At 70.6% G+C, this 22,504-nt stretch carries 20 protein-coding genes; 8 read left to right on the forward strand and 12 right to left on the reverse strand.

Annotated features, from left to right (window positions below; translation table 11 throughout):
• From QR77_RS48125 to QR77_RS02280, 4 genes are all read right to left on the reverse strand, one after another.
• On the reverse strand, positions 1–898 hold an 898-nt coding region (locus QR77_RS48125; protein ID WP_040019407.1), incomplete at its 3' end, for an ABC transporter permease.
• On the reverse strand, positions 895–1,836 hold the full coding sequence (locus QR77_RS02270; RefSeq protein ID WP_040019409.1) for an ABC transporter permease: 942 nt from the start codon (positions 1,834–1,836) through the stop codon (positions 895–897). The genes QR77_RS02270 and QR77_RS48125, both read right to left, overlap by 4 nt.
• Positions 1,837–1,858: 22 nt before the next feature.
• A complete protein-coding gene (locus tag QR77_RS02275; RefSeq protein WP_052488470.1) occupies positions 1,859–3,382 on the reverse strand; it encodes an ABC transporter substrate-binding protein in 1,524 nt (507 codons plus the stop codon).
• 114 nt (positions 3,383–3,496) lie between these two features.
• Positions 3,497–4,579 (reverse strand): magnesium and cobalt transport protein CorA, encoded by a 1,083-nt coding sequence (locus tag QR77_RS02280; RefSeq protein WP_052488471.1) that lies wholly within the window; start codon positions 4,577–4,579, stop codon positions 3,497–3,499.
• A 179-nt stretch (positions 4,580–4,758) separates the two neighbouring features.
• On the opposite strand from QR77_RS02280, the gene QR77_RS02285 reads away from it, so the two are divergent.
• Positions 4,759–5,637, forward strand: a complete 879-nt coding sequence (locus tag QR77_RS02285) for a YhjD/YihY/BrkB family envelope integrity protein (protein WP_052488472.1) — start codon at positions 4,759–4,761, stop codon at positions 5,635–5,637.
• Between the two features lie 63 nt (positions 5,638–5,700).
• On the opposite strand, the gene QR77_RS02290 is transcribed toward QR77_RS02285, so the two are convergent.
• Positions 5,701–6,438, reverse strand: a complete 738-nt coding sequence (locus QR77_RS02290; RefSeq protein ID WP_040019410.1) for a chitinase — start codon at positions 6,436–6,438, stop codon at positions 5,701–5,703.
• A 157-nt stretch (positions 6,439–6,595) separates the two neighbouring features.
• A complete protein-coding gene (locus tag QR77_RS02295) occupies positions 6,596–7,111 on the reverse strand; it encodes a lytic polysaccharide monooxygenase auxiliary activity family 9 protein (RefSeq protein WP_040019411.1) in 516 nt (171 codons plus the stop codon).
• Positions 7,112–7,598: 487 nt separating this feature from the next.
• Between QR77_RS02295 and QR77_RS02300 the strand changes: the two genes are divergently transcribed.
• A complete protein-coding gene (locus tag QR77_RS02300) occupies positions 7,599–8,723 on the forward strand; it encodes an MFS transporter (protein WP_236711037.1) in 1,125 nt (374 codons plus the stop codon).
• Between the two features lie 45 nt (positions 8,724–8,768).
• Here the strand turns inward: QR77_RS02300 and QR77_RS02305 are convergent, their stop codons facing one another.
• From QR77_RS02305 to QR77_RS48130, 3 genes are all read right to left on the reverse strand, one after another.
• Positions 8,769–9,794, reverse strand: a complete 1,026-nt coding sequence (locus QR77_RS02305; RefSeq protein WP_040019413.1) for a glutathione S-transferase C-terminal domain-containing protein — start codon at positions 9,792–9,794, stop codon at positions 8,769–8,771.
• A gap of 54 nt (positions 9,795–9,848) precedes the next feature.
• Positions 9,849–11,375, reverse strand: a complete 1,527-nt coding sequence (locus QR77_RS02310; protein ID WP_052488473.1) for an MFS transporter — start codon at positions 11,373–11,375, stop codon at positions 9,849–9,851.
• A 208-nt stretch (positions 11,376–11,583) separates the two neighbouring features.
• A complete protein-coding gene (locus tag QR77_RS48130) occupies positions 11,584–12,114 on the reverse strand; it encodes an amidohydrolase family protein (protein WP_040019414.1) in 531 nt (176 codons plus the stop codon).
• A 29-nt stretch (positions 12,115–12,143) separates the two neighbouring features.
• Between QR77_RS48130 and QR77_RS48135 the strand changes: the two genes are divergently transcribed.
• Both QR77_RS48135 and QR77_RS02325 read left to right on the forward strand, forming a co-directional pair.
• A complete protein-coding gene (locus tag QR77_RS48135) occupies positions 12,144–12,674 on the forward strand; it encodes a substrate-binding domain-containing protein (protein ID WP_078876445.1) in 531 nt (176 codons plus the stop codon).
• Between the two features lie 128 nt (positions 12,675–12,802).
• Entirely contained in the window at positions 12,803–13,954 is a 1,152-nt protein-coding gene (locus QR77_RS02325; RefSeq protein WP_040019415.1) for a glycoside hydrolase family 88 protein, read from the forward strand.
• Between the two features lie 64 nt (positions 13,955–14,018).
• Here the strand turns inward: QR77_RS02325 and QR77_RS02330 are convergent, their stop codons facing one another.
• Both QR77_RS02330 and QR77_RS02335 read right to left on the reverse strand, forming a co-directional pair.
• Positions 14,019–15,377 (reverse strand): APC family permease, encoded by a 1,359-nt coding sequence (locus tag QR77_RS02330; protein ID WP_040019416.1) that lies wholly within the window; start codon positions 15,375–15,377, stop codon positions 14,019–14,021.
• Complete coding sequence (locus QR77_RS02335) at positions 15,374–16,378, reverse strand: carbon-nitrogen hydrolase family protein (RefSeq protein WP_078876446.1); 1,005 nt, start codon at positions 16,376–16,378, stop codon at positions 15,374–15,376. The genes QR77_RS02330 and QR77_RS02335 overlap by 4 nt, the downstream gene beginning before the upstream one ends.
• An 81-nt stretch (positions 16,379–16,459) precedes the next feature.
• Here QR77_RS02335 and QR77_RS02340 point away from each other — a divergent pair, with 81 nt between their 5' ends.
• The 4 genes from QR77_RS02340 to QR77_RS02355 all read left to right on the forward strand — a co-directional run bounded on the left by QR77_RS02340 (position 16,460) and on the right by QR77_RS02355 (position 21,490).
• Positions 16,460–17,269: an FCD domain-containing protein gene (locus QR77_RS02340; RefSeq protein WP_063797987.1), complete on the forward strand. Its 810-nt coding sequence runs from the start codon at positions 16,460–16,462 to the stop codon at positions 17,267–17,269.
• An 80-nt stretch (positions 17,270–17,349) separates the two neighbouring features.
• Positions 17,350–18,588 (forward strand): threonine synthase, encoded by a 1,239-nt coding sequence (locus tag QR77_RS02345; protein WP_040019418.1) that lies wholly within the window; start codon positions 17,350–17,352, stop codon positions 18,586–18,588.
• Entirely contained in the window at positions 18,585–20,171 is a 1,587-nt protein-coding gene (locus QR77_RS02350) for an AbgT family transporter (RefSeq protein ID WP_052488475.1), read from the forward strand. The genes QR77_RS02345 and QR77_RS02350 overlap by 4 nt, the downstream gene beginning before the upstream one ends.
• Entirely contained in the window at positions 20,168–21,490 is a 1,323-nt protein-coding gene (locus tag QR77_RS02355; protein ID WP_078876447.1) for an amidohydrolase, read from the forward strand. Before QR77_RS02350 ends, QR77_RS02355 begins: the two co-directional genes overlap by 4 nt.
• Positions 21,491–21,528: 38 nt before the next feature.
• Here QR77_RS02355 and QR77_RS02360 read toward each other — a convergent pair whose 3' ends face one another.
• Positions 21,529–22,473: a D-2-hydroxyacid dehydrogenase family protein gene (locus QR77_RS02360; protein WP_040019419.1), complete on the reverse strand. Its 945-nt coding sequence runs from the start codon at positions 22,471–22,473 to the stop codon at positions 21,529–21,531.
• Positions 22,474–22,504 lie beyond the last annotated feature (31 nt).

Below are 22,504 nucleotides of genomic sequence, written 5' to 3' on the forward strand. Positions count from 1 at the left end.
GCCGCCGCCGGCGTGGCTGCTCGGTCAGCGCGTCGCGCAGTCCGTTGCCGCACAGGGCGAGGGCGGCGACGGTGACGCCGATGGTGACACCGGGCCAGATGACCAGCGTCGGCGCCGCGTAGATGTTGCTGAACGCGTCGGCCAGCATCTGTCCCCAGCTCGGCTCCGTCGGGTCCACGACGCCGAGGAACTGGAGCCCAGTCTGCATCAGTACGGCGATGCCGAAGCTGAGCGCGGCCTGGATGACGACCGGTCCGCGTACGGCGCGCAGGACATGGCGGCCGATGATGCGCGGATCGCTGAGTCCGGAGATCCGGGCGGCGTCCACGTACAGCTCGCCGCGCACACTCATGACCGCTGTCCGTACGAGCCGGAAGAACCCGGGCACGAGCAGCACACCGAACAGGGCCATGACGGGCAGCGTCCGGGGCCCGATGGCGGCGGTGGCACTGAGCAGCAGCACCATGCCGGGGATGGCCATGAGTGTGTTGGTGGCCCAGCCGAAGACCGCGTCGTAGGCCCTGCCGTAGTAACCGGCGAGCAGACCGGCCGGCACGCCGACGACCAGCGCGACCAGGATGGTGACGAGGGCGCCGAGCAGGGTGAGCCGGCCCCCGTACAGCAGCCGCGAGAAGACGTCGCGGCCGCCGCCGTCACCCCCCATCAGGTGCCCGCCGCCGGGCGCGGCCCTGGCGATGTCCGGGATGACATGGTCCGGCGAGTACGGCGCGAGCAGCGGCGCGAACACGCTCACCAGCACCACCAGGAGCAGCACGACCAGCGCGCCGGTCGCGAGCGGGTCGCGCAGGAAGCGGCGCGCCACTCCGGAGCGCGGAGCCCCGGCGGAGGCGGCGGCGGGAGCGGGCGCGGGTGTGGCGGGTACGAGGTCCGTCGTCATCGCACACGCACCTTCGGGTTGAGCCAGCCGTTGGCGAGATCGAGCAGCAGATTGACGACGACCACGACCAGCACCATCGTCACGATCACGCCCAGGACCTGGGGACTGTCGCCCCCGACAGTGGAGTTGAGCGCCAGCAGGCCGATGCCGGGCAGCGAGAACACCTTCTCGATGATGACCGTGGAGCCGAGCAGGGTGATGAAGTGGACGGCCAGTACGGTCAGCCCGACGGGTGCGGCGTTGCGCAGGGCGTGCTCGTAGACCACCCTGCGTTCCGAAAGGCCACGGCTGCGCAGGGTACGGATGAAGTCCTGGTCCAGGGTGTCGATCATCGCGCCGCGCACCTGCTGGGCGATGGAGGCGACGGCCGACACCGACAGCGCGACGACCGGCAGTGTGATCGACAGCCACCAGTCCCCGCCGGAGTCCGCCAGTGGTGTGTATCCCGTGGCGGGGAACCAGTTGAGTCCGATCGCCAGCCAGAGGATCAGCAGCAGCGCGAACCACACACCGGGCATCGCGAATCCGATGACTCCGAGGATCTGCACCACCCGGTCGGCGATCCCGCGCCGCACGGCCGCCGTCGCACCGAGGAGCAGACCGAACAGCGCGGTGACCAGGACGGCGCCGACGGCGATGGAGAGTGTCACCGGCAGCCGGTCGGCGAGTCCCGCCGACACCGGGGTGTTGCTCAGCCAGGACATGCCCAGATCGCCGCGTACGGCATGGGAGAGCCAGTCGCCGTACTGCGTCAGCACCCCCCGGTCGAGCCCGAGTTCATGCTGTTTCGCGGCGATCTGCCGGGGGGTGGCGGTCTCGCCGAGCAGCGTCCTGGCGATGGACGTGCCGTTCGACGAGAGCAGGAAGAACGCCAGAGTCGATATGACGAAAACGAGCACGATTCCGGCAAGTACTCTGCGCGCGATGAAGCTCAGCACCGGGTGTTCCTTCCCCGCGGTCTCAGGTGGCGGGCGAGAAGTTCTGGATGGACGGCACGATCTGCAGGCTCTGCGGGGTGACCTTGACCGAGGGCGAGGAGAAGTAGACCGCGTCGGGGAAGAAGACCGGTGCGAACCAGGCCTTCTCGACGTAGAGGCGGTCGAGTTCGTGGTAGGCGGCGGTCTGGGCCGCTCCGCCGACGGCGCGCACCTTGGCTATCTGCGCGGTGATGTCGGGGTCGGAGGCGTGCAGCGGGTTCCAGCCCGACTCGGTGGTGCCGAGGAAGTTGACCGCCTGCCACGGCTCGCTGGACTGCAACTGCCAGTAGACGACCGGGTAGCGCCCCGCCAGGTACTGGTCCTGGACGGTCTGGCTCGGCAGGTCGACGTAGTCGACCGTGATGCCGACGTCGCCGAGCAACTGCCCGAGGACCGGGGCGACGTTGGGGTAGTTCAGCGGCTGTGGGACACGGAGTGTGAAGCCGTGCGGGTGCCCCGCGTCGGCGAGCAGGTCCCTGGCCCGCCCCGGGTCGTACGGATAGGTGTGGTCGAGGCTCAGATCGGCCGCCGTGGACTGCGGGTTGAAGACCTGGCTGGTCGGCCGCCCCTTGCCGTCCGCCATGATCTTGACGATCCCCTCCCGGTCCAGGGCGTGGTTGACGGCCCGCCGCACCCGTACGTCGCCGAGTTCGGGCGCGAGCCTGCCCTCCCGGTCGAAGAGGAACAGTCCCTGGAAGCCGGGCCCCGGGGAGGTGGTCACCGTCAGTCCGGCGTCGCGCGCCACCCCGGCGTTCAGCGGATCTCCGAAGGTGCCGTCGACCTGCCCGGAGCGGACCGCGTTGACGCGCGCCGTGGGGTCGGCGATGAAGACGAGCACGATCCGGTCGTACGGGTAGGCGGCCCGGTTCCAGTACGCCGGGTTGCGCACGAAGCTGTACTGGACGGTGGCGGTGGTGCCCTTCGGGTCCAGGACGTACGGTCCTGTGCCGACGGGAGTGGTCTTGAGGCCGGGCCTGCCGAGCGCGGCGGGGCTGGCCATCATCGCGCCCGGACCGCCCAACTGGTGGACGAGTCCCGGATCGGGTTCGCTGAGGATCAGGTCGACCCGGTGCGGGGAGTGGACCTTCACCGTCCTGAGTGAGCCGAAGGCGCTGGCCGCCGTGCCCGTGCCCTTCTTCGTGGCGCTGAGGTTGGCGGCGACGGCGGCGCCGTCGAAGGGGCGCCCGTCGTGGAAGGTGACGCCCTCGCGCAGGGTCATACGCAGGACGGTGAGGCTCTCGTCGTACGCCCAGGAGGTGGCCAGAGCCGGCTGGTAGCCGCCGTCGGGGGCGATGCTCAGGAGTGCGTCGTACACCGGCTGGTAGAACTGCACGTAGTGCGCGTCCAGGGCGTCGGCGGGGGCGAAGGAGTTCAGATCCTTCGCCGTGGCGAGCGTCAGCGTCCCGCTCGGGCCGCGTTTCGCGCCGGTGGCGGCGCAGCCGCTCACTCCCCCGGCGGCGACCGCTCCGGCCGCCAGGTAAGCCAGTACTTCTCGTCTGCTCCGCATCCGCACTCCCTCGCACGACGGACGTGTGGCAGCGACCTTATAGGACTCCTCCTATAGGGGAAAGGGCTGATAGGGAATGGGGGGGCCGCCACCGCGCGCACGGCTGCCGGGGTGTCAGAGCCAGCCGTTGCGCCGGAACGTGCGGTACAGGCCGAAGCAGACCGCGGCGGTGAGACCCATGACGAGCGGATAGCCGTACGTCCATTCCTGGGCCGGCATATGGGGGAAGTTCATGCCGTACGCACCGCAGACCATGGTGGGTACGGCGATCACGGCGGCCCAGGCCGTGATCTTTCGCATGTCCTCGTTCTGGGCGACGGTCACCTGCGCGAGGTGGGCCTGGAGGATCGAGTCGAGCAGGTTGTCGAAGGCGGCCGTCTGCTCGGTGACCCGCTCCAGACTGCCGGCGACGTCCCTGAAGTACCGCTGGGTCTCGGCGCCCACCAGCCGGTTCGGCTGGGTGGCGAGTTTGTGCAGCGGGCGGTCGAGCGGCGAGATGGCCCGCTTCAGCTCCAGGAGTTCCCGCTTGAGCTGATATATCCGGCCCGCCTCCCCACGGCCCGGGTTCTCGGAGAACACCGCGGTCTCGACGGCGTCGATGTCGTCCTGGATGGCGTCGGCGACACAGAGGTAGTCGTCGACCATGTGGTCGGCTATGGCGTGCAGTACGGCGGCCGGCCCCTTGGCCAGCCGCTCGGGCGCCGCCTCCAGGGACTCGCGCAGCGGGCCGAGCGAGCCGTGGGCGCCGTGCCGCACGGTGATGACGAAGTCGGCTCCGGTGAAGACCATCAGCTCGCCGGTCTCCACCACCTCGCTGGTCGCGGTCAGCTCGGTGTGTTCGACATAGGTGACGGTCTTGAAGACGGCGAACAGCGTGTCGTCGTACAGCTCGGCCTTCGGCCGCTGATGAGCGGTCACCGCCTCGTCGACGGCCAGCGGATGCAGGGAGAACAGCGTGGCGAGCCCGGCGAACTCGTCGGCCGCCGGTTCGTGCAGCCCGATCCAGACGAAACCGCCGCCGGCCTTGCGGACCTGCCGCAGCGCCTCCTCGGCCGCGCAGTCACCTGACTGCCGTGATCCGTCGAGATACATCACGCAGTTGACCACCGAGCTGCCGAGCGGCGAACGGGCGGGGTGGCTGAGGTCCACACTCCGGCGATAGGCCTTGCGCACGGTTCTGCGGAGATTGCGGATCATGGACACGGCGGGCTCCTTCGGCGGATCGGCGGCCAGTGTGGCACGGGAGGTCCGCCGCCTTCGCCGGGGGACGGCGGCCCGTCCCTGACCGCCGGCACTCTCCCCGTACGGCGAGCAATGCCGCACCCATCCGGGGGCCGCCACGCGGGCCGGGCACCGGCTGGGGTAGAAGTCGACACATGACCCGGATGCCCGTAGACCCGCCGAGCCCCCCGCGCAGACCGCAGCGTCTGTACCGCAGGATCGCAGGATCCCCGGCGGGGATCATCTGGGCCCGCGGCAGCGAGCTGGAGCTGATGCACCGGGCCATGGGGTTCGCCGCGCTCGGATTCCTGACGCTGGTCCCGCTGCTGATCCTCGTCGCGGCCGCCGACCCGGCGAGCGGCCAGGGGTTCGCCCGCTGGCTGGGCCAGGGGCTCGGTGTGTCGTCCTCGTCGCAGGCGGAGATCCAGGAGCTGTTCGGCCGGCCCGGGGAGGCGTTGCAGCGTACGACGGCCTTCGGCCTCGCGGCGCTGGCCGTCTTCGGCCTGACCTTCGGCTCGGCGGTGCAGACCGGTTACGAGCGGGTGTGGGAGCTGTCGACGGCCCGCTGGCACACCCTGTGGCGGCATGTGGTGTGGCTCGCCGTGCTCGTCTTCTACCTCGTGCTGTTCGTCAACACCCCGATCACCGACAGGTCCGTGTTCATCACGGTGCTGGGCACCATCGGCGACGTGATCGGTACGTGCCTGTTCTTCTGGTGGTCGCAGCAGATGCTGCTCGGCGGCCGGATCCGCTGGCGGGCGCTGCTTCCCGGCGCTGTGGCGACCGCGCTGGGCCTGCTCGGCCTGCGGGTCTTCTCGCGGTTCATCTTCTCCCCGCTGATCGCGTCGAACGCCGTCACGTACGGCCCGTTCGGCACGGTCCTGGTCATCCAGTCGTGGCTCGTGGGCGTCGGTTTCGTCGTCTACGGCGGGGCGCTCGTGGGGCGGTTCTTCCACGAGGAGCGCACGAGGCGGCAACTGGTGCGGGCGGGCGAGGAGACGGACGAGGAGACGCCGGCGGGCGACTCCGAGTGAACGGGGCGCCGCCGGACCGGCGGCGCCCCGTTCAGGGACTCCGGTGCGCTGTGAGGATGCTCGTCAGCAGCTCAGGTTGGCACCCGGGTCGACACCCAGGATCTGCGCGAAGTGGGTGTAGCTGTCGATACGGCTCTGCACCTGGGCGGGGTTTCCGCCGTTGCATTCGATACTTCCGTTGATACTCCGAATGGTCTCGCCGAAGCCCCGGCTGTTGACCATGGCGTCGTGCGGGGTCATCGTGCCGGGGCCGCTCTGGGTGTTCCAGTACCAGAGTCCGGTCTTCCAGGCCACGGCCGAATCGTTCTGCACGAGGTCGGGATTGTTCAGCAGATCGATGCCGAGCGCGTCGCCGGCGGCCTTGTAGTTGAAGTTCCAGCTCAACTGGATGGGGCCGCGGCCGTAGTACTTGTCGGTGCCCGCCGGGCAGCCGTACGACTGGGTGGCGTCGCAGTAGTGCGGGTAATTCGCGGTGTTCTGCTCGACGACATAGACAAGACCGCCGGTCTCATGGCTGACATTCGCCAGGAAGGCGGCGGCTTCCTGCTTGCGTACGGTGTCGCTTCCCGTACCGCTGAATCCCGGGTAGGCGTCGAGCGCGGCGGTCAGTCCGCCGTAGCTGTAGAACGAGTTCCGGCCCGGGAACATCTGGTTGAACTGCGCTTCGCTGACGATGAAACTGGCCGCCGGCGCCGACGCGGCCTTGGCCGGGGCGGCGGACGAGGCCGGGGCGAGGGAGAGCGTGGCGAACGCGGCGGCCGCCGCCGTCGCCGTGAGCAGTCCGAGAATCCGATTACGCAACGGAGGTCACTCCTTGGGTCGGGCGGGCCTGACACGCGGCCCGCCCAGGGTGTGGGGGGAGGTCGAGCACACCGATCGGCGCAGGCGAGCCCCTGCGTGGGGGTAGTTCAGGGGCTCACCCGGCGCACGACCGGGACCGGGGGCGCGGAGCGCCGTCTCAGCCGACGTTCACGTCGACGCACGTGTAGAACGCGTTCGCGGTGTCCGCGATGTTCCACACGGCCAGTACCTTCTGCTTGCCCTTCAGGCTGCCGAAGTTCACCGAGTGGGTGACGGTCGCACCCGGCTTCGCGCCGTTGTCGTTGAATTCGGCGATCTTCTGGCCGCCGGCGAAGTACTGCCAGGTGCTGGTGGCGTGCTGCGCCGTCAGGGTCCACTTGAATTCCGTGGTGCTGCTGACGGGGGTCACCGTCCAGCCCTTGGAGTCGTCGTCGAGATCGGAGAATCGCGCGATTCCGCCGCTGCAACTGGTCAGACCCTTGGGGCCTTCGACACTCTGCGGCTCATAGGTGATGTCACCGCACTTGACGGTTCCGGCGGCGCACTGGGCCTGCCTGCTGGGAGGCGAGGACACATATCCGTGGGCGCTCGCGGAACTCGCCGGGAGGCTCACCGCGAGCACCGGAGCGAGTACGGCACCTACGGCGGCGGCTATCTTCCTTTTCGGGTGCATAGAACTCCTTCACATCAGGTCTTCCGGCCGTGAACAAGTCCGTGGGGGGACCCGGATACGGCAGGCCGGCCTCTCGAGTGTGGGGGCCAAGAGGCGCGAAGGGCGGCGGCACCGACCACCTCCGCACCGGGCGGGAACCCGGTGCGGCAGCAAAGGTCTTTACCACTTGGCCTAGACCATACAGGTCGACGTGTCCGCGTCAAGGGTGCGGTGCGAAGGGCTTGTTGAGCGCCTGTTGAGGGACCGCTGAGGGACCGCCGAGGGCTTGCGGGGGTTTGCTGAGGACTTCCCGGGGGACTTACCGAGAACTCGTGGGGGCATTGCCGGTGACTGCCACTGGCTCGTCGGCGGTGACGTGGTGGGACCCACCCGGCGGCGGTCCCGGGCCCGGTGCCTGACGGCTCGTACTGTGATGTGCGTGATCGACCACCTCGGCCGCCTTCCGCGTCCCGGCTATCCGGTGGCGGCGGGTGTGTTCGCCGTCGGCATGGCGGGTACGACCCTGCCCACTCCGCTGTACGGGCTCTACCGGCAGGAAATCGGCTTCTCGGAGCTGATGGTGACGGTGGTCTTCGCCGTCTACGCCCTCGGTGTGATCGCCGTACTGCTGCTGGCCGGGAACTTCTCCGACCAGGCGGGCCGCCGGCCCGTGCTGCTGCTCGCGCTGGGCTTCTCCGCCGCCAGCGCCCTGTGTTTCCTCTTCGAGGGCGGCCTGCCGCTGCTGTTCATCGGCCGGCTGCTGTCGGGTTTCGCGGCCGGGCTCTTCAGCGGTACGGCGACGGCGACCGTGATGGAGCTGGCCCCCCGGGGGCATGAGGCGCGCGCGGGGTTCGCGGCGACCGCGGCGAACATGGGCGGGCTCGGCTGCGGCCCGCCGCTGTCAGGGCTGCTCGCCCAGTACGCGTCGCACCCGCTGCGCCTGCCGTTCCTGGTCCATCTCACGCTGGTGGCCGCGGCGTCCGTACTGACCTGGTTCCTGCCGGAGACCGTCACCCACCGCGCGCGCCGGCCCCGGCTGCGTCCGCAGGGTCTGAAGGTGCCTCCCGAGGTACGCGGAGTCTTCGGGCCGGCCGCGCTGGTCGCGTTCAGCGGCTTCGCGCTGCTGGGGCTGTTCACCGCGGTCGCGCCCGCGTTCCTGGCGCAGACCCTGGGCGAACAGAATCTGGCGGTGACCGGCGCCGTGGTCTTCGCGGTCTTCCTGGCCTCCACCGTGGGGCAGTCGCTGCTCGGGACCCTCGGCGTACGCAGGGCGCTGCCGGTCGGCTGCCTGGTGCTGGTGGCCGGCCTCGTACTGGTGGGCCTCTCCCTGCTGTTCGAGTCGCTGGGGCTGCTGGTGGCCGGGGCGCTGTGCGGCGGTCTCGGCCAGGGTCTCGCGTTCCGGGCCGGCATGACCGCCCTGACCGGAGCCGCGCCGCCCGAGAGCCGGGGCGGCACGATCTCGGCCTTCTTCGTCGCCGCCTACATCGGAATCTCACTGCCGGTCGTCGGGGTCGGCGCGCTGGCCGTCGGGATCGGACTGCGCGGCGCCGGGCTGACGTTCACCGGCTGCGTGATCGTCCTCGTGGCGTGCGTGGGGCTGTACGTGCTGCGCCGTCCGCCGCGTACGGAGTGACGTACCGGCTGACGTACCGCCGCGCCGTCAGGAGGCCCCGGGCCCTCAGGGGCGCCCCGCGGCCGAGATCCCCTCGCCCCGCCGCACCGGGTCCGGCGGGGTGCCGTCGCCGAACGGGCGTCCGCCCAGCTCCTCCCGGTGATGCGGCGTCAGCCAGCCCGACAGGTCGGGGCCCAGCGGGACGACGCCGGTCGGATTGACCCCGGTGTGCACCCGGTAGTAGTGCTGCTTGATGTGGTCGAAGTCGGTCGTGTCCCCGAAGCCGGGCGTCTGGAACAGGTCCCTGGCGTACGCCCACAGGACGGGGTCCTCGGTGAGCTTCGAGCGGTTGCACTTGAAGTGGCCGTGGTAGACGGCGTCGAAGCGCACCAGTGTGGTGTACAGCCGGATGTCCGCCTCGGTGATGGTGTCCCCCACCAGATAGCGGCGGTCGGCCAGCCGCTCCGACACCAGGTCGAGACGGCGGAACAGGGCGCGGTACGCCTCGTCGTACTCACTCTGATCAGTCGCGAAACCGGCCCGGTAGACGCCGTTGTTGATGTCGCGGTAGATGCCTTCGGCGACGTCGTCGATCTCCTCGCGCAGCGGCTCAGGGTAGAGGTCGGGCGCGCCCGACCTGTGCAGCGCCTTCCACTCCGTCGCGAGGTCCAGGGTGATCTGCTGGAAGTCGTTGGTGACCAGTTCCCCGCTCGGTACGTCCACGATCGCCGGCACGCTGACCCCGCCGGGGTAGCCGCTCTCGCGGGCGTCGTACGCCTCGCTCAGGTAGCGGATGCCGAGGACGGGGTCGCGGCCGTCCGGGTCCAGGGTGAAGCGCCAGCTCCGGTCGTCCTGGATCGGATCGGTGACGGCGAGCGACAGCGCGTCCTCCAGGCCGAGCAGCCGGCGCGAGACGAGGGAACGGCTCGCCCAAGGACAGGCGCGGCTGACCACAAGGCGGTAGCGGCCCGCCTCGACGGGCCAGCCGTCCCGGCCGTCGGCGGTGATCCGGTCGGCGAAGTGGCTCTTGGAACGCTTGAAGGGTTTCTTCCCGTACGCGGTGTTGCCGGGCGTTTCCGTACCGTGGCTCATCGCGGCTCTCCTTCCTCCGGGGCGCGCACCAGGTGCGCGCCCGTACGACCCAGGCTACGAGCCTTCCCGATTCGAGCCGGATGTCCCCTCATCCGCCCCACCGGTCCTGGTGTCCCGCTTCCCCGTCCGGCGATCGGCGACCACGTCGGAGAGGGCGACGATCAGCGCCGCCAGCACGAAGGCCACCGACACGACGAGGCCGTGGTCGTACGCCGCGCGCCACCCTTCGCGGCTCACCTGCGCGAAGAAGACGGATCCCACGGCGGCGATGCCGATCGACGAGCCGACCCGCTGCCCGGTCTGGAGCGCGCCCCCCGCGCTGCCCGCCTGGGACACCGGCACCTGGGAAAGCGTCAGCGTCTGGTTCGGGGCGATGACGAGCCCGCTGCCGAGGCCCGCCAGCAGCAGCGGCGCCGCCATCGCCCAGCCCACGCCGCGTCCGGATACCTGATGGACGGCCACCACGGTCCCCGCGAGCCCGACGACCACCATGATCAGCCCGACGGCGACCAAGGGCCGCCCGAAGCGGCCCACCAGCCGCCCGCCGATGGTCGCCGCGAATCCGGAGCCCAGTGCGAAGGGTGTGATGGCGACACCGGCGAGGAGCGCGCTGTAGTGCAGGCCGCTCTGGAGGTAGAGCGTGGTGATGAAGAAGATCGAGGTGAAACCGGCGAAGTACATCAGGACCAGCAGGCAGCCCAGCCAGAACGAGCGGAACGTGAACAGCGCCAGGTCCATGACCGGCTGGACTCCGGTCCTGATACAGCGGCGCTCCCACCCGACAAAGGCCGCCAGCAGGGCCGCGGAGAGGAGGATCAGCAGCCATTTGGTGTTGCCGTGCCACTCCTGCTCCTGGACGAAGGGCAGCAGCAGCGTCAGTACCCCGGCCCCCAGCAGCAGCACACCCAGCGGGTCGAGGGCGCGCACACCGACGTGCCCCGCCGACGGTGTGTCGGGCAGCAGCCGTTTCGCCAGGATGAGACAGACGACGCCCAGCGGCAGGTTCACGAAGAACACCCACCGCCACCCGTCCCGGTCGCCGCCCGCCTCGATGAGCAGCCCGCCGAGCAACGGGCCGACGGCCATCGACAGGCCGACGACCGTGCCGAACATGCCGAAGGCACGGCCCCGCTCGCGGCCGGAGAACATCTGCTGGATCAGCGCGGAGACCTGCGGCGAGATCAGCCCTCCGGAGACGCCCTGCACCAGCCGGGCGATGACGAGCCACTCACTGGACTGGGCCAGGCCGCAGGCGGCGGACGACAGGGTGAAGAACGTGAGTCCGATCATGAACACCCGGCGCCTGCCGCGCGCGTCACCGAGACGGCCCGAGGGGATCAGGAAGAGGCCGAAGGCCAGCGCGTAGCCGGACAGGACCCATTGGAGGTCGGACGTCGGGGTGTGCAGCCCCTGGCGGATCGACGGCAGCGCGACATTGACGATGGAGATGTCCAGCAGCGTCATGAAGCCCGCGACCAGGCAGACCGCGAGGGCTTTCCAGCGCCTCGGGTCGGGACCCGTGTCTCCTCCGGGACCTCGCTGGGCTTCGGGGTCCGGGCCGTTCGCCGGCTGGTGAGCCACGTGGTGTCCTCTCTTCCGCGTGCCGCGGCCCTCGGCACAGCAGAAAGGCACCGCCCGACCTGATCGGACTGCGTGTGCCCAGGAGCTCGACCGCCGAAAACCGCGTTCAGTCTGCGCAGTTCCGTCCGGCGGCGGCGGTGCGACACACCGGGCCGCCGCCGGACTCCGTCATGGCCGGTGAGCGTCACGCCTCAGCGAGCGTCACACCTCAGTGACTCGTACCGCATCCGCAGGCGCCGTGCCTGCCGTGCACGGCGTCGAGCGCGGCGGCGGCGCCTGACGTCCCCCGGGCGGCCCTGCCCGCCGCCGAGTCCGCCTCGTACACGGTCCTGCCCCCGGCCAGCGCCAGCCGTACCTGCGTCTCGCCGAGGTCCTTCAGCGACACCCGTGCGACATCCCGGTCGAGGACGACCAGATCCGCCGAGCGGCCGGGGCTGAGCGTGCCGGTCAGGTGGTCGAGGCGGAGCTGGTGGGCCGAGCCCGACGTGTGCATTCGCAGGGACGACGCGCGGCTGATGCCTTGCAGCTCCGGGTAGAGCGCGCCCTCGGTGGCGACGTCCCCCTCGCTGTCGACGGCCGTACGGACCTGGTTCCAGGTGTGCAGCGGGTCCACCGGCCAGTCGGAGCCGCCCGACAGGCGTACGCCGTGCTGCTCCAGGCCGCGCGCCGGGTACTGGAGCCGGTGGCGGTCGGCGCCTATGTACGGCAGCAGCGACTCCATCGTCCAGACGTCCCGCAAACGACCACCGCTCGACCACCCGCGCCGTCCTGGACCACCTCGCCGCCCAGGGCGCACGGCGGGTCGCCCTGGTCGCGGGACCCGGCAGGGACCACTACACCCGCTGCTCGCTGGCCGCGCACCGGGAGTGGTGTGCGGAGCGGGGCGCCGTACCGTACGCCGTGCCGCTCGCCCCCGGCGACAGCGAGGGCCGGTACCTCGACGCGCTGCTGTCGGGGCCGGACGCTCCCGACGCGCTGTACGGGATCTACAACCCGTGCGGCCGGCAGGCGCTCGCCTCGGCGGCGCGGCTCGGCATCCGCGTACCCGAGGAGTTGCTGCTCGTCTGCGCGAGCGAGGACCCGGCGTACGAGGCGACGCTCCCGCCGCTGTCGACGGTGTCGCTCGATCCCCGGCGGGCGGCCGACCTCGCGATCGCCGCGCTGGTGGACCTGATCGAGCACCCCCGGCAGGCGCCCGGCACCTCCGTCGTACCGGCGCGGCTGCTGGTGCGGGCGTCATCCGTGCGTGTCCCGGCCGCCGTTGAGGAAATCCTCGACCAGGGAAGTTCCGTCATCTGAACAACACATGCGCTTCTGAACGCCGTTCGGATTTCCGGAGGCTCCAGAAACGCTCCCGCCACACCATGGACACCTCAGGGTCCCCGAGTTGAAGATGAAGGCCCCCCACACCTTGAGGAGTCGTTCACATGGATAGACGACATCTGCTCGGCGGCGGAGCCGCGCTCGCGGCCGCCGCGACCGTCCTGCCCTCCCTGACCGCGTCCGCGACGGCGGCGCCCGCTCCGGCGGCGCCTTCCCCCACACTGCCGTCGCGTTCCGAGATCATCAGCGTGCTGCGGCGCGTGGCCGACCACTGGATAGGCGCGCACAACGACCCGGGCGACAACCTGTGGGCCAACGCCACCTTCTTCAGCGGTCTCCTCGCGCTCCAGCGGCTCACCGGCGACGCCGGCTATCTCAGCTACGCCCGGGGCTGGGCGGAGAAGCACGACTACTCCCTGAACGGCGGGGTCACCACCCGGCACGCCGACAACCACTGTGCGGGACAGGCGTATCTGGACCTGTACGAGGCGGAGCCCGACGACCACAAGATCAGCGCGATCGAGGACTCGCTGCACCGGATGGTCACGACCGACCAGCCGGCCAAGAACGACGACTGGTGGTGGGACGACGCCCTGCACATGGCGATGCCGCCGTTCGCGCGGCTCGGCGCACTGCGCGGTGACTCCGCGTACTGGGACAAGACGTACAGCCTCTACACCCACACCAAGCACACGGAGGGCGGACCCGGTCTGTACGACGCGGCGAGCGGCCTGTGGTACCGGGACGCGAACTTCGTGCCGGGCGGGATCGTCTCCCCCAGCGGCAAGCCGGTGTTCTGGTCGCGCGGCAACGGCTGGGTGGCCGCCGCCCACACCAAGACGCTCAAGGCGCTGCCGGGCAGCGAGCGGCATGTCGCCGAATACCGGGACACGCTCGTCCAGTTGGTGACCGCTGTGGCCAAGGTGCAGCGGAGCGACGGCTTCTGGAACGTGAATCTCGGCGACGCGGCGCATCTGCCGGGGCCCGAGACGAGCGGCACCGTCTTCTTCGCGTACAGCACGGCGTACGCCATCAGTGCCCAACTGGTCAGCAGGGCAACGTACTTGCCGGTGGCGGCCCGCGCCTGGAACGGTCTGGTCGCCACCGCGGTCCACCCGGACGGGGTGCTGGGCTACATCCAGAAGGTCGGCGACCGCCCGGAGTCCAGCCAGCCCATCACCTACGACAGCACAGCCGACTTCGGGGTGGGCGGTTTCCTGCTCGCGGGGACGGAGCTGGCCGCACTGGCCGGATGACGCAGGTCGTACCAACCGCCGTAAGCGGGGCGGGACTTCCGGCCCCGCTCACGGCGGGGCCGGCTCATGCCGGTTCGGCGACCGCCGTCTCCTCGTTGAAGTCCATCGTGGGAGGCGGCTTACGGAACAGCCGGGTCAGCCAGGCGAGATAGACGACGCCCAGCGCGAGCCAGACCAGGCCCAGGGTCAGCGCCCGCCCGTCCAGGTGCGCCAGCAGCCAGATGTCGACGGCGGCGCCGATCGCGGGCACGACGACATACGGCAGCACTCCGGGGCTGCGGCCGGCCCGGCGTTCGCGCACATAGGTGGCTATCACCGAGAAGTTGACAAAGGTGAAGGCCGTGAACGCGCCGAAGTTGATGAAGGACGTCGAGGTCGCCACATCGAGCCGCAGCGCGATCAGGCCGACGGCGCCGGTCAGCAGGACGTTGAACGCCGGTGTACGGAACCGGGGATGCACAAAACCGAAGAAGCGGCGCGGCAGGACCGAGTCGCGGCCCATGGCGTACAGCAGCCGGGACGTGCTGGCCTGGGCGGCGATCCCCGAGGCGGTCTGGGCGACCACGAGCCCCGCGAGGAAGACCGAGGAGAACAGGTCGCCGCCGACGGTCTTGGCGATCTCGAAGGCGGCGGAGCCGACGTCGTCGAAGTGGCTTCCCGGGTGGGCGAGTTGGGTGGCCCAGGCGACAAGTACGAAGATGGCGCCGCCGATCAGCGCGATGAGCAGGATCGCCCGGGGCATGGTCCGCTCGGGCTCCACCGTCTCCTCGGTGAGGGTGGTGACCGCGTCGAAGCCGAGGAACGAGTAGGCGGCGAGCGCCGCGCCCGCCGAGATGCCGGACACGGTGGTGGCGCTGTTGAAGAACGGCGCGCCGTCGGCGAGACCCCCGGCGCCGGCTCCGCCGATCACATGGCGCAGCGAGAGCACCACGAAGATCCCGATCACCAGTATCTGGAAGATCATCAGCAGGTCGTTGACGCGCTCGGCCGTTTTGATGCCCCGGACGTTCAGGGCGGTGGTGACCAGGATGAACGCGAGGATCCAGACCCAGAACGGCACCGAGGGGAACTGCGCCTGGAGGTAGGACCCGCCGATCAGCCAGATCACCATCGGCAGGAAGAAGTAGTCCAGCAGCGTGGCCCAGCCCACCAGGAAGCCGACCCGGCCGTCCATGGCGCGCCGCACATAGGTGTACGCGGACCCGGACACGGGGTGGGCGGCTGCCATCTTCCCGTAGCTGTGCGCGGTGAAGAGCATGGCTATGAGGGCGAGCGCGTACGCGGTGGGGACGGCGCCGCCCGTCGACTCGGCGACCACACCGAAGGTGCCGAGCACGATCAGCGGTGTCATGTAGGCGAGGCCGAAGAGGACGACCGACCTGAGGGTCAGCGACCGGGTGAGGCCGGGAGGAGGCGTGCTCATGGACGGGCTCCGGGGTACGGGGAGGGCGGTTCGGGCGGGGACGTCGGTTCGGGCGGGGACGGCGCGGGAGTTGGCGGCCGGGATGCGGACGGCTCGGGCGGGTACGGCTCGGGCGGGGATCCGGCGGGGTGCCAGCGGCGCGGATCCATCCGGCCCTCGTACAGCGGGAGTTCGAGGGGGGCGTCGGCGTCGGAGAACTGCGCCCACACCCGGTTGAGTCCGGCGGTGCCGTAGGTCCGTACGCGGCTCACGTCGTCCAGGTCGATGACATCGGTCAGCACGGTGGCGCCCTCCGAGGGCGCCTCGACCCGGACGCGCCCCTCGGGGTCGACCACCAGGCTCCGCCCGGTGCCGGCCGGCCCCGCCGTGTTCACACTGACGACGTAGACCTGGTTCGCGATGGCGGTGGCGCGGGCCAGCACCACTTCCTGCTCGCGGTCGGCGGTCGTGGTCATCACGGGGTTGACGATCACCTCGGCGCCCATCCACGCGAGATGGCGGGCGACCTCCGGGAACCAGGCGTCGTAGCAGACGGAGAAGCCGAACCTGCCGGTGCCGGGGACGTCGAAGACCACGAACCGGTCGCCCGGGTCGTACGGCTCGTAGGGCCGCCAGGGGAAGATCTTCCGGTACGAGGCGACGAGCCGGCCCTCGGGCGAGAAGGCCAGCGCCGTGTTGAACAGCTCGTCGCGGGGCCCCCGCTCGCACACGGTGCCGGGCAGCAGCCAGATCCCGAGGTCTCCGGCGAGTTCGGCGAGCGCTCTGGTCCGTGGCCCGTCCAGCGGCTCGGCGGCCTCCCAGAGCAGCTCCCGCATCTCCGCTTCGCCACCGTCGGCGAGGTCGGTGTCGACTCCGCACAGGTGGGTCTCGGGGAACACCGCCATCCCGGTGGCGGGGAATCTCCCGAGCAGCCGCCGCGCCTCGGCGGCGAAGCCGGACAGCGGGGCCCCGGCCGGGCGGGGCGGGAGCTGGGCGACGGCGAGGGGCAGCGGTCGGGACATGGAGAAAGAAAATAGAGCAGAATGAGCACTTAAACAAGGACCATCCAGGGCCGTACCGCGGACGACAGTTAGGGTGATTTCATGCCTCGCCGTCCCGACTCCGAGATCGCGGGCCTCGACGCCCCCCAACTGAGCGGTATCCGGCGGCTGTCGGCGCTCGAAGCCGTACGCGCGCGGATCGCGCTCGCCGTCGATCTCGGCCTCCTCTCCCCCGGCGACCGGCTCCCCGCCTCCGACGAGATCGCGGAGGCCCTCGGAGTCAGCGAGATCACCGCCCGCCGAGCGCTGGTCTCGCTCTGCAAGGACGGTGTGCTGGAGCGCCGCAGGGGGCGCGGCGGCGGCACGCTCGTGGCCGCCGACCCGGCGAAGGGGGTCATCGGCGCCACCGACGCGTACCGCTCCGACTCGGCGACCGTACGGCTGCTCATCGAGCACCGGCTCGCGTTCGAGTGCGGCATCGCGCACCTCGCCGCGACCCACGCCGACGGCGCGGCGATCGAGCGGCTGGCGGAACTCGTCGACACGATGGACCGCGTACCGAGCTGGGCGGAGTTCCACCGCTGCGACGAGCGGTTCCACCTCGCCCTCGCGGCGGCGACGGGCAGCCCCTCACTGACCGTGCCGTACGGCACGGTGCTGCGCGACCTGTACCGCTACTTCCTGCCGTACCCGATGGAGGCGCTCAGGGAGTCCAACGCCGAGCACCGTCAACTGGTCGACGCGCTGCGCCGGCGGGACCCCGCGGCCGCCGCGCTGATCGCACAGAGCCATGTCGAGGTGCTCCGGCGGACGATGTTCATCGGGCTTGTCGAGACGGGAACGGACCCCGGAAAAGGGGCTGCCACGGGCCCCGCCACGCCCGGCGGCGTCGCGGGCGTGGACGGGACTTGACGTGACGATCATCGTGGGATCTCCTCGGGAAGGTCGGATTTCCGGCTCCTCAATGCCGTCTTGATGTGGAAGGTAACGATATGTCCGCCTCGTTTTCCTCAGCCCTTTCCCATCTCGAATGTTCGAAGACCGGCGTCGAGAGCGACCCGGACATCGTGCAGGGCACGTCCGAGGTGGGCGCCCCGCTGCTCGCCCGTTACGACCTCGACCGGGTCAGGGCCACGGTGACGCGCGAGGAGATCGCGAACCGCGCGCCCGACCTCTGGCGCTACCGCGAGCTGCTGCCCGTACGGGACGAGCGCCATGTCATCACCCTCGGCGAGGGCATGACTCCGCTGCTCGACCTGAAGCGGTACGGCGCGAGCCTCGGCGTCCCGGGGCTGCGGATGAAGGACGAGGGCCTCATCCCGACCGGCACCTTCAAGGCGCGCGGCGCGGCCGTCGGCGTCTCCCGCGCCTCGGAACTCGGTGTCACCGGTATCGCCATGCCCACCAACGGCAACGCGGGCGCGGCCTGGTCGGTGTACGCGGCCCGCGCCGGGATGCGCAGCCTGATCGCCATGCCGGTCGACGCCCCGGAGATCACCCGTACCGAATGCGTCGTCTCCGGTGCGGAGTTGTATCTCGTGGACGGTCTGATCGGCGACGCGGGCAAGCTCATCGCCGCCGCCGTAGCCGAACGCGAGGGTTTCCAGGAGGTCTCCACGCTCAAGGAGCCCTACCGGCTCGAAGGCAAGAAGACCATGGGCTACGAGATCGTCGAGCAGCTCGGCTGGCGGGCGCCCGACGTCATCCTCTACCCGACGGGTGGCGGTGTCGGCATCATCGGTATTTACAAGGCCCTGCTGGAGATGCGTGAACTGGGCTGGCTGACGGGCGACTTGCCGCGTCTCGTCGCCGTACAGGCGGAGGGGTGCGCCCCGATCGTCGAGGCGTACAAGCGCGGTGACAGCGAGAGCGTGGCCTTCCCCGACGCCCGTACGGTCGCCTTCGGCATCACCGTTCCCAAGGCGCTCGGCGACTTCCTCGTACTGGACGCCGTCCGCAAGACGGAGGGTACGGCGATCACGGTCACCGACAAGGAACTGCTCGCCGCCCAGGGCGCGTTGGCGAGCAGCGAGGGCATGTTCGTCTGCCCGGAGGGCGCCGCCTGCTTCGCCGCCGTCGAGCAGTTGCGCGGCTCGGGCTGGCTGCGCGGCGACGAGAACGTGGTCGTGCTGAACACCGGCACCGGCCTCAAGTACCCGGAGACCGTGCCCGTCGACGTCCCGACCCTGCCGGTGGACGGACGTATCCCGCTCGCGCCGGAGCCCCGGTGAGTGCGGCGGATACGGACGCGCCGAGCCGGCTGGAGAACACCCGGCTCGGCAGATTCTTCACCGTCGTCGACCGGATCGGGCGCAGGATCCCGCATCCGTTCATGCTGTTCGTCTATCTGCTGATCGCGCTCGGTGTGATCTCGGCGATCCTCTCCGCCGTGCATGCCACGGCCCGAATACCGGGCGCGGCGACGGCCGAACCGGTACGCGGGGTGCTGTCGGTCACCGGTATCCAGCACCTGCTGTCGACGTTCGTCGACAACTTCATCGGCTACCCGCCGCTGGGCGTCGTCCTCGCCGTGCTGCTCGGGGTGGGGGTGGCCGAGCGCAGCGGGTTCCTGGAGACCGTCGTCTCGGTGGTCCTCGCGAAGGTGCCGCGCTGGCTGATGCCGTACGCCGTGACCTTCATCGCCGGGCAGGGCCATGTGATGGGCGACGCCTCGATGGTCATTCTGCCGCCGCTCGCCGCGCTCGCCTTCCGGGCGGTCGGCCGGCATCCGGTCGCCGGGATGCTGGGCAGTTTCGCTTCCACGACGGTCGGTTACGCCTCCGGGGTCATGATCGGGGCGCTCGACGCCAACCTCTCGACGATCACCGGGTCCGTGACACCGCACGGCCTGCACCTGACCACCTCGGTGGTGATGAACTACTTCTTCCAGGCGGCTTCAGGTCTTGTGCTGCCACTGCTCACCGGCTTCATCCTGGTGCGCTGGGTGGAGCCGACGCTGCCTCCCTACGTACCCGGGGCGGGCAAGGGCGCCGACGGGGACGACAGCGCCGGCGAGGAAAGTGCCGGCGAGAAGCAGACCGAGGTGGCAACACCCGCCCAGCGGCGGGGACTTGTCTCCGGTGTGATGGCGCTCGGGGTCTTCCTGGTGGCGATCCTGTGCTGCTGGCTGATACCCGGCGGACCGCTCCAGGGGCCGGACGGCGCGCTGCTCAAGTCGCCGTTCTTCGACGGTGTGGTGACCTTCGTCCTGCTGGCGTTCCTCATCTGCGGTATCGCCTACGGCATTCCGGCCGGCACCATACGCCGGGCGAGCGATGTGCCCCGGCTGATGGGCGAATCGCTCCAGAGCATGCTCGGCTACATCGTGATTGCCTTCTCGGCGGGCCAGTTCATCGCGATGTTCAACTGGAGCCATGTCGGCGACTGGCTCGCCGTGGAGGGGGCCGGAGCGCTGCGCGGCGCCCATCTCACCGGATTCCCCGCCCTGTTGCTGGCGATGCTGTTCAGTGCGCTGCTGTCGCTGGTGGTCTTCTCCGGCGCTTCGCTGTGGACCGTGCTCGCGCCGGTACTGGTGCCGGTGTTCACCGGCCTCGGCTACCACCCGGGTGTGGTGCAGGCCGCCTATCGCGTCGGGGACTCGGTGACCCACCCGATCTCGCCGCTCAACCCGTATGTCTACATGCTGGAGTTGTCCGTCCGGAAGTACGACCCGAAGTTCACCCTGGGCATGATCTTCGCCCGGATGAGCCTGTTCGTCCTGCCCGTCGCCGCGTTGTGGGTGGCGGTGTTCGCGGTGTTCTACTTCGCCGGCATTCCGTTCGGCCCCGGCGTCCCGACCCATATCACCCCATGAGCGGCAGCAGTGGAGGCAGCACGATGCAGCAGGAACAGCCGGGCGGGCACGGGGAGTCGGCGCTGTCGACCGCTGTGCGGTGGCGGCGGGACATCCACCGGCACCCGGAGGTCGGCTTCACCGAGTTCCGCACCGCGAGCCTGATCGCCGGTCACCTGGCCGATCTCGGCTGGGAGGTGCGTACCGGCACGGAGGCGATCTCCCCCGGCGACCGGCTCGGTGTGCCGGACGCGGCCGAACTCGACACCGCGTACCGGCGCGCCGCCGAGTCCGGCGCCGACGCGCGTCATCTTCCGTCGCTGCGCGGCGGAAACACCGCTGTGGTGGCCACCCTGCGCGGCGCCCGTCCGGGCCCCTCGCTGGCGCTGCGGGCCGACATCGACGCGCTGCCCGTCCTGGAGTCCGACGACGGCGGCCATCTGCCGGGGCGGGAGGGCTTCCGCTCGGTCCACGACGGTGTGATGCACGCCTGCGGCCATGACGGCCACATCGGCATGGCGATCGAACTCGCCGAGCGGCTCACGGCCGACCCCCCGCCCTCCGGCTCGGTGACACTGCTCTTCCAGCCCGCCGAGGAAGGCGGACGGGGTGCGCGCGCCATGGTCCCGGCCGGCGTCGCCGACTCCGTCGACCTGCTTGTCGCCGTACACCTCGGGCTGAATCTGCCCACCGGTACGGTGGCGTCCTCGCTGGACGGGCTGCTGGCCAACTCCAAGCTGAGGGCGGTCTTCCGTGGCGTGTCGGCGCACGCCTCGCTCGCGCCGCACGAGGGGCGCAGCGCCCTGCTCGGCGCTGCGGCGGCCACCCTCGCCGTGCACGGGCTCCCGCCTTTCCCCGGGCACGAGACACGGGTAGCCGTGGGCCGGATCTCCGGCGGCACATCGAGCAACATCGTGCCGGACCGCGCCGAGGTCCTGCTGGAGACCAGGGCCGACGACGGCGCCGTCAACGAGGACCTGGAGGCCAGGGCGCGGACGGCGCTGCGCGGCGCCGCCGAGATGTACGGTCTCGGCGTCGACGTCGAACTGATCGGCGGCGTCACCACGGCGCGCGCCGACCGTCCCGCCGTCGAGTGGGTCGAGGCGTCGGCCCTGGCGCGCGGGCTGCGGCTGGTCACCGCCTCGGCGGAGGACGGGGTGGCGAGCGACGACGCCACCGCGTTCATGCGCCGGGTCCAGCGGGGCGGCGGGCACGCGAGCTATGTGGGGGTCGGGTCCACACTCGCCGCACCCCACCACACCCCGCGCTTCGACATCGACGAGGCCGCGCTGCCGCTCGGGGTCGGACTGCTGGAGGAGATGGTCCGCCGGGCGCTGTGACCGACGGCGGCCACGAGGATCAGGCCAGGGTTCCGGGCTCAGGGTGTGAGCGTACGCACCGGTGATCCCGCGCTCCACGCGGCGATGTCCTCCACCGCGTGCTCGAAGAAGATCCGGTAGCCCGCCTCGGTCACATAGCCGATGTGCGGGGTCAGCACGGTGCGCGGCGCGGTACGCAGCGGGTCGTCGGCCGGCAGGGGCTCCACGTCGTAGACGTCGAGCGCCGCGCCGGCGATCCGCTCCTCGCGCAGCGCTTCGGTGAGCGCGCCGGTGTCGACGAGCGGGCCGCGCGAGGTGTTGACCAGATACGCGCCGGGCTTCATCCAGCTCAGCTCCTGGCGCCCGATCAGCCCGGTGCTGCGCTCGCTCAGCTTGTAGTGCACGGTCACGATGTCCGCCTCCGTGAACAGGGCCCGCTTGCCGACCGGTTCGGCGCCGAGGCCGCGCGCGTGGGCCGGGTCGAGGTTGCTGCTCCAGGCCAGTACGTGCATGCCGAAGGCGTTGCCGATCGCCGCCACCCGCGCGCCGAGCCGCCCGAGGCCCACCACGCCGAGGGTGCGTCCTTCGAGGTCGCCGCCGATGGTGTGCTGCCACCCGCCTTCGCGTACGCCCTCCGACTCGGCCGGGATCCGGCGCACCAGGGAGAGGATCAGCCCCCAGGTGAGTTCGGCGGTGGCGTTCGCCGAGCCGCCCGTACCGCACACGGTGATGCCCCGGCGGTGTGCGGCGTCGAGGTCGATGGCCGCGTTGGCCATCCCGGTGGTGACCAGCAGCCGCAGATCCGGGAGCAGTTGGAGGCGCTCGGCGGTGAACGGGGTGCGTTCGCGCATCGCGACGACCACGTCGTACCCGCGCAGCGCCTCGACCAGCGCTTCGGTGTCCGCGATGTGTTCGCCGAGGTATGTGACCTCGGCGGACAGCGACTTCCAGTCCCCGAAGCGGTGGGCGGCCTGCTGGTAGTCGTCCAGTACGGCGATGCGCACGGTGCTCTTCCCTTCTGCCGGGGCACCGCGA

The sequence above is a fragment of the Streptomyces sp. 150FB genome (genome assembly GCF_000818195.1).
Classification (GTDB): Bacteria; Actinomycetota; Actinomycetes; order Streptomycetales; family Streptomycetaceae; genus Streptomyces.

Excerpts from the sequence above, each read along its gene's own strand:
- QR77_RS02295 (WP_040019411.1), bottom strand. The coding sequence starts at position 7,111 with ATGCACCCGAAAAGGAAGATAGCCGCCGCCGTAGGTGCCGTACTCGCT.
- QR77_RS02285 (WP_052488472.1), top strand. The coding sequence starts at position 4,759 with ATGACCCGGATGCCCGTAGACCCGCCGAGCCCCCCGCGCAGACCGCAG.
- QR77_RS02275 (WP_052488470.1), bottom strand. The coding sequence starts at position 3,382 with ATGCGGAGCAGACGAGAAGTACTGGCTTACCTGGCGGCCGGAGCGGTC.
- QR77_RS02330 (WP_040019416.1), bottom strand. The coding sequence starts at position 15,377 with ATGAGCACGCCTCCTCCCGGCCTCACCCGGTCGCTGACCCTCAGGTCG.
- QR77_RS02340 (WP_063797987.1), top strand. The coding sequence starts at position 16,460 with ATGCCTCGCCGTCCCGACTCCGAGATCGCGGGCCTCGACGCCCCCCAA.
- QR77_RS02305 (WP_040019413.1), bottom strand. The coding sequence starts at position 9,794 with ATGAGCCACGGTACGGAAACGCCCGGCAACACCGCGTACGGGAAGAAA.
- QR77_RS02280 (WP_052488471.1), bottom strand. The coding sequence starts at position 4,579 with ATGATCCGCAATCTCCGCAGAACCGTGCGCAAGGCCTATCGCCGGAGT.
- QR77_RS02355 (WP_078876447.1), top strand. The coding sequence starts at position 20,168 with ATGAGCGGCAGCAGTGGAGGCAGCACGATGCAGCAGGAACAGCCGGGC.
- QR77_RS02345 (WP_040019418.1), top strand. The coding sequence starts at position 17,350 with ATGTCCGCCTCGTTTTCCTCAGCCCTTTCCCATCTCGAATGTTCGAAG.
- QR77_RS02325 (WP_040019415.1), top strand. The coding sequence starts at position 12,803 with ATGGATAGACGACATCTGCTCGGCGGCGGAGCCGCGCTCGCGGCCGCC.
- QR77_RS02300 (WP_236711037.1), top strand. The coding sequence starts at position 7,599 with ATGGCGGGTACGACCCTGCCCACTCCGCTGTACGGGCTCTACCGGCAG.
- QR77_RS02335 (WP_078876446.1), bottom strand. The coding sequence starts at position 16,378 with ATGTCCCGACCGCTGCCCCTCGCCGTCGCCCAGCTCCCGCCCCGCCCG.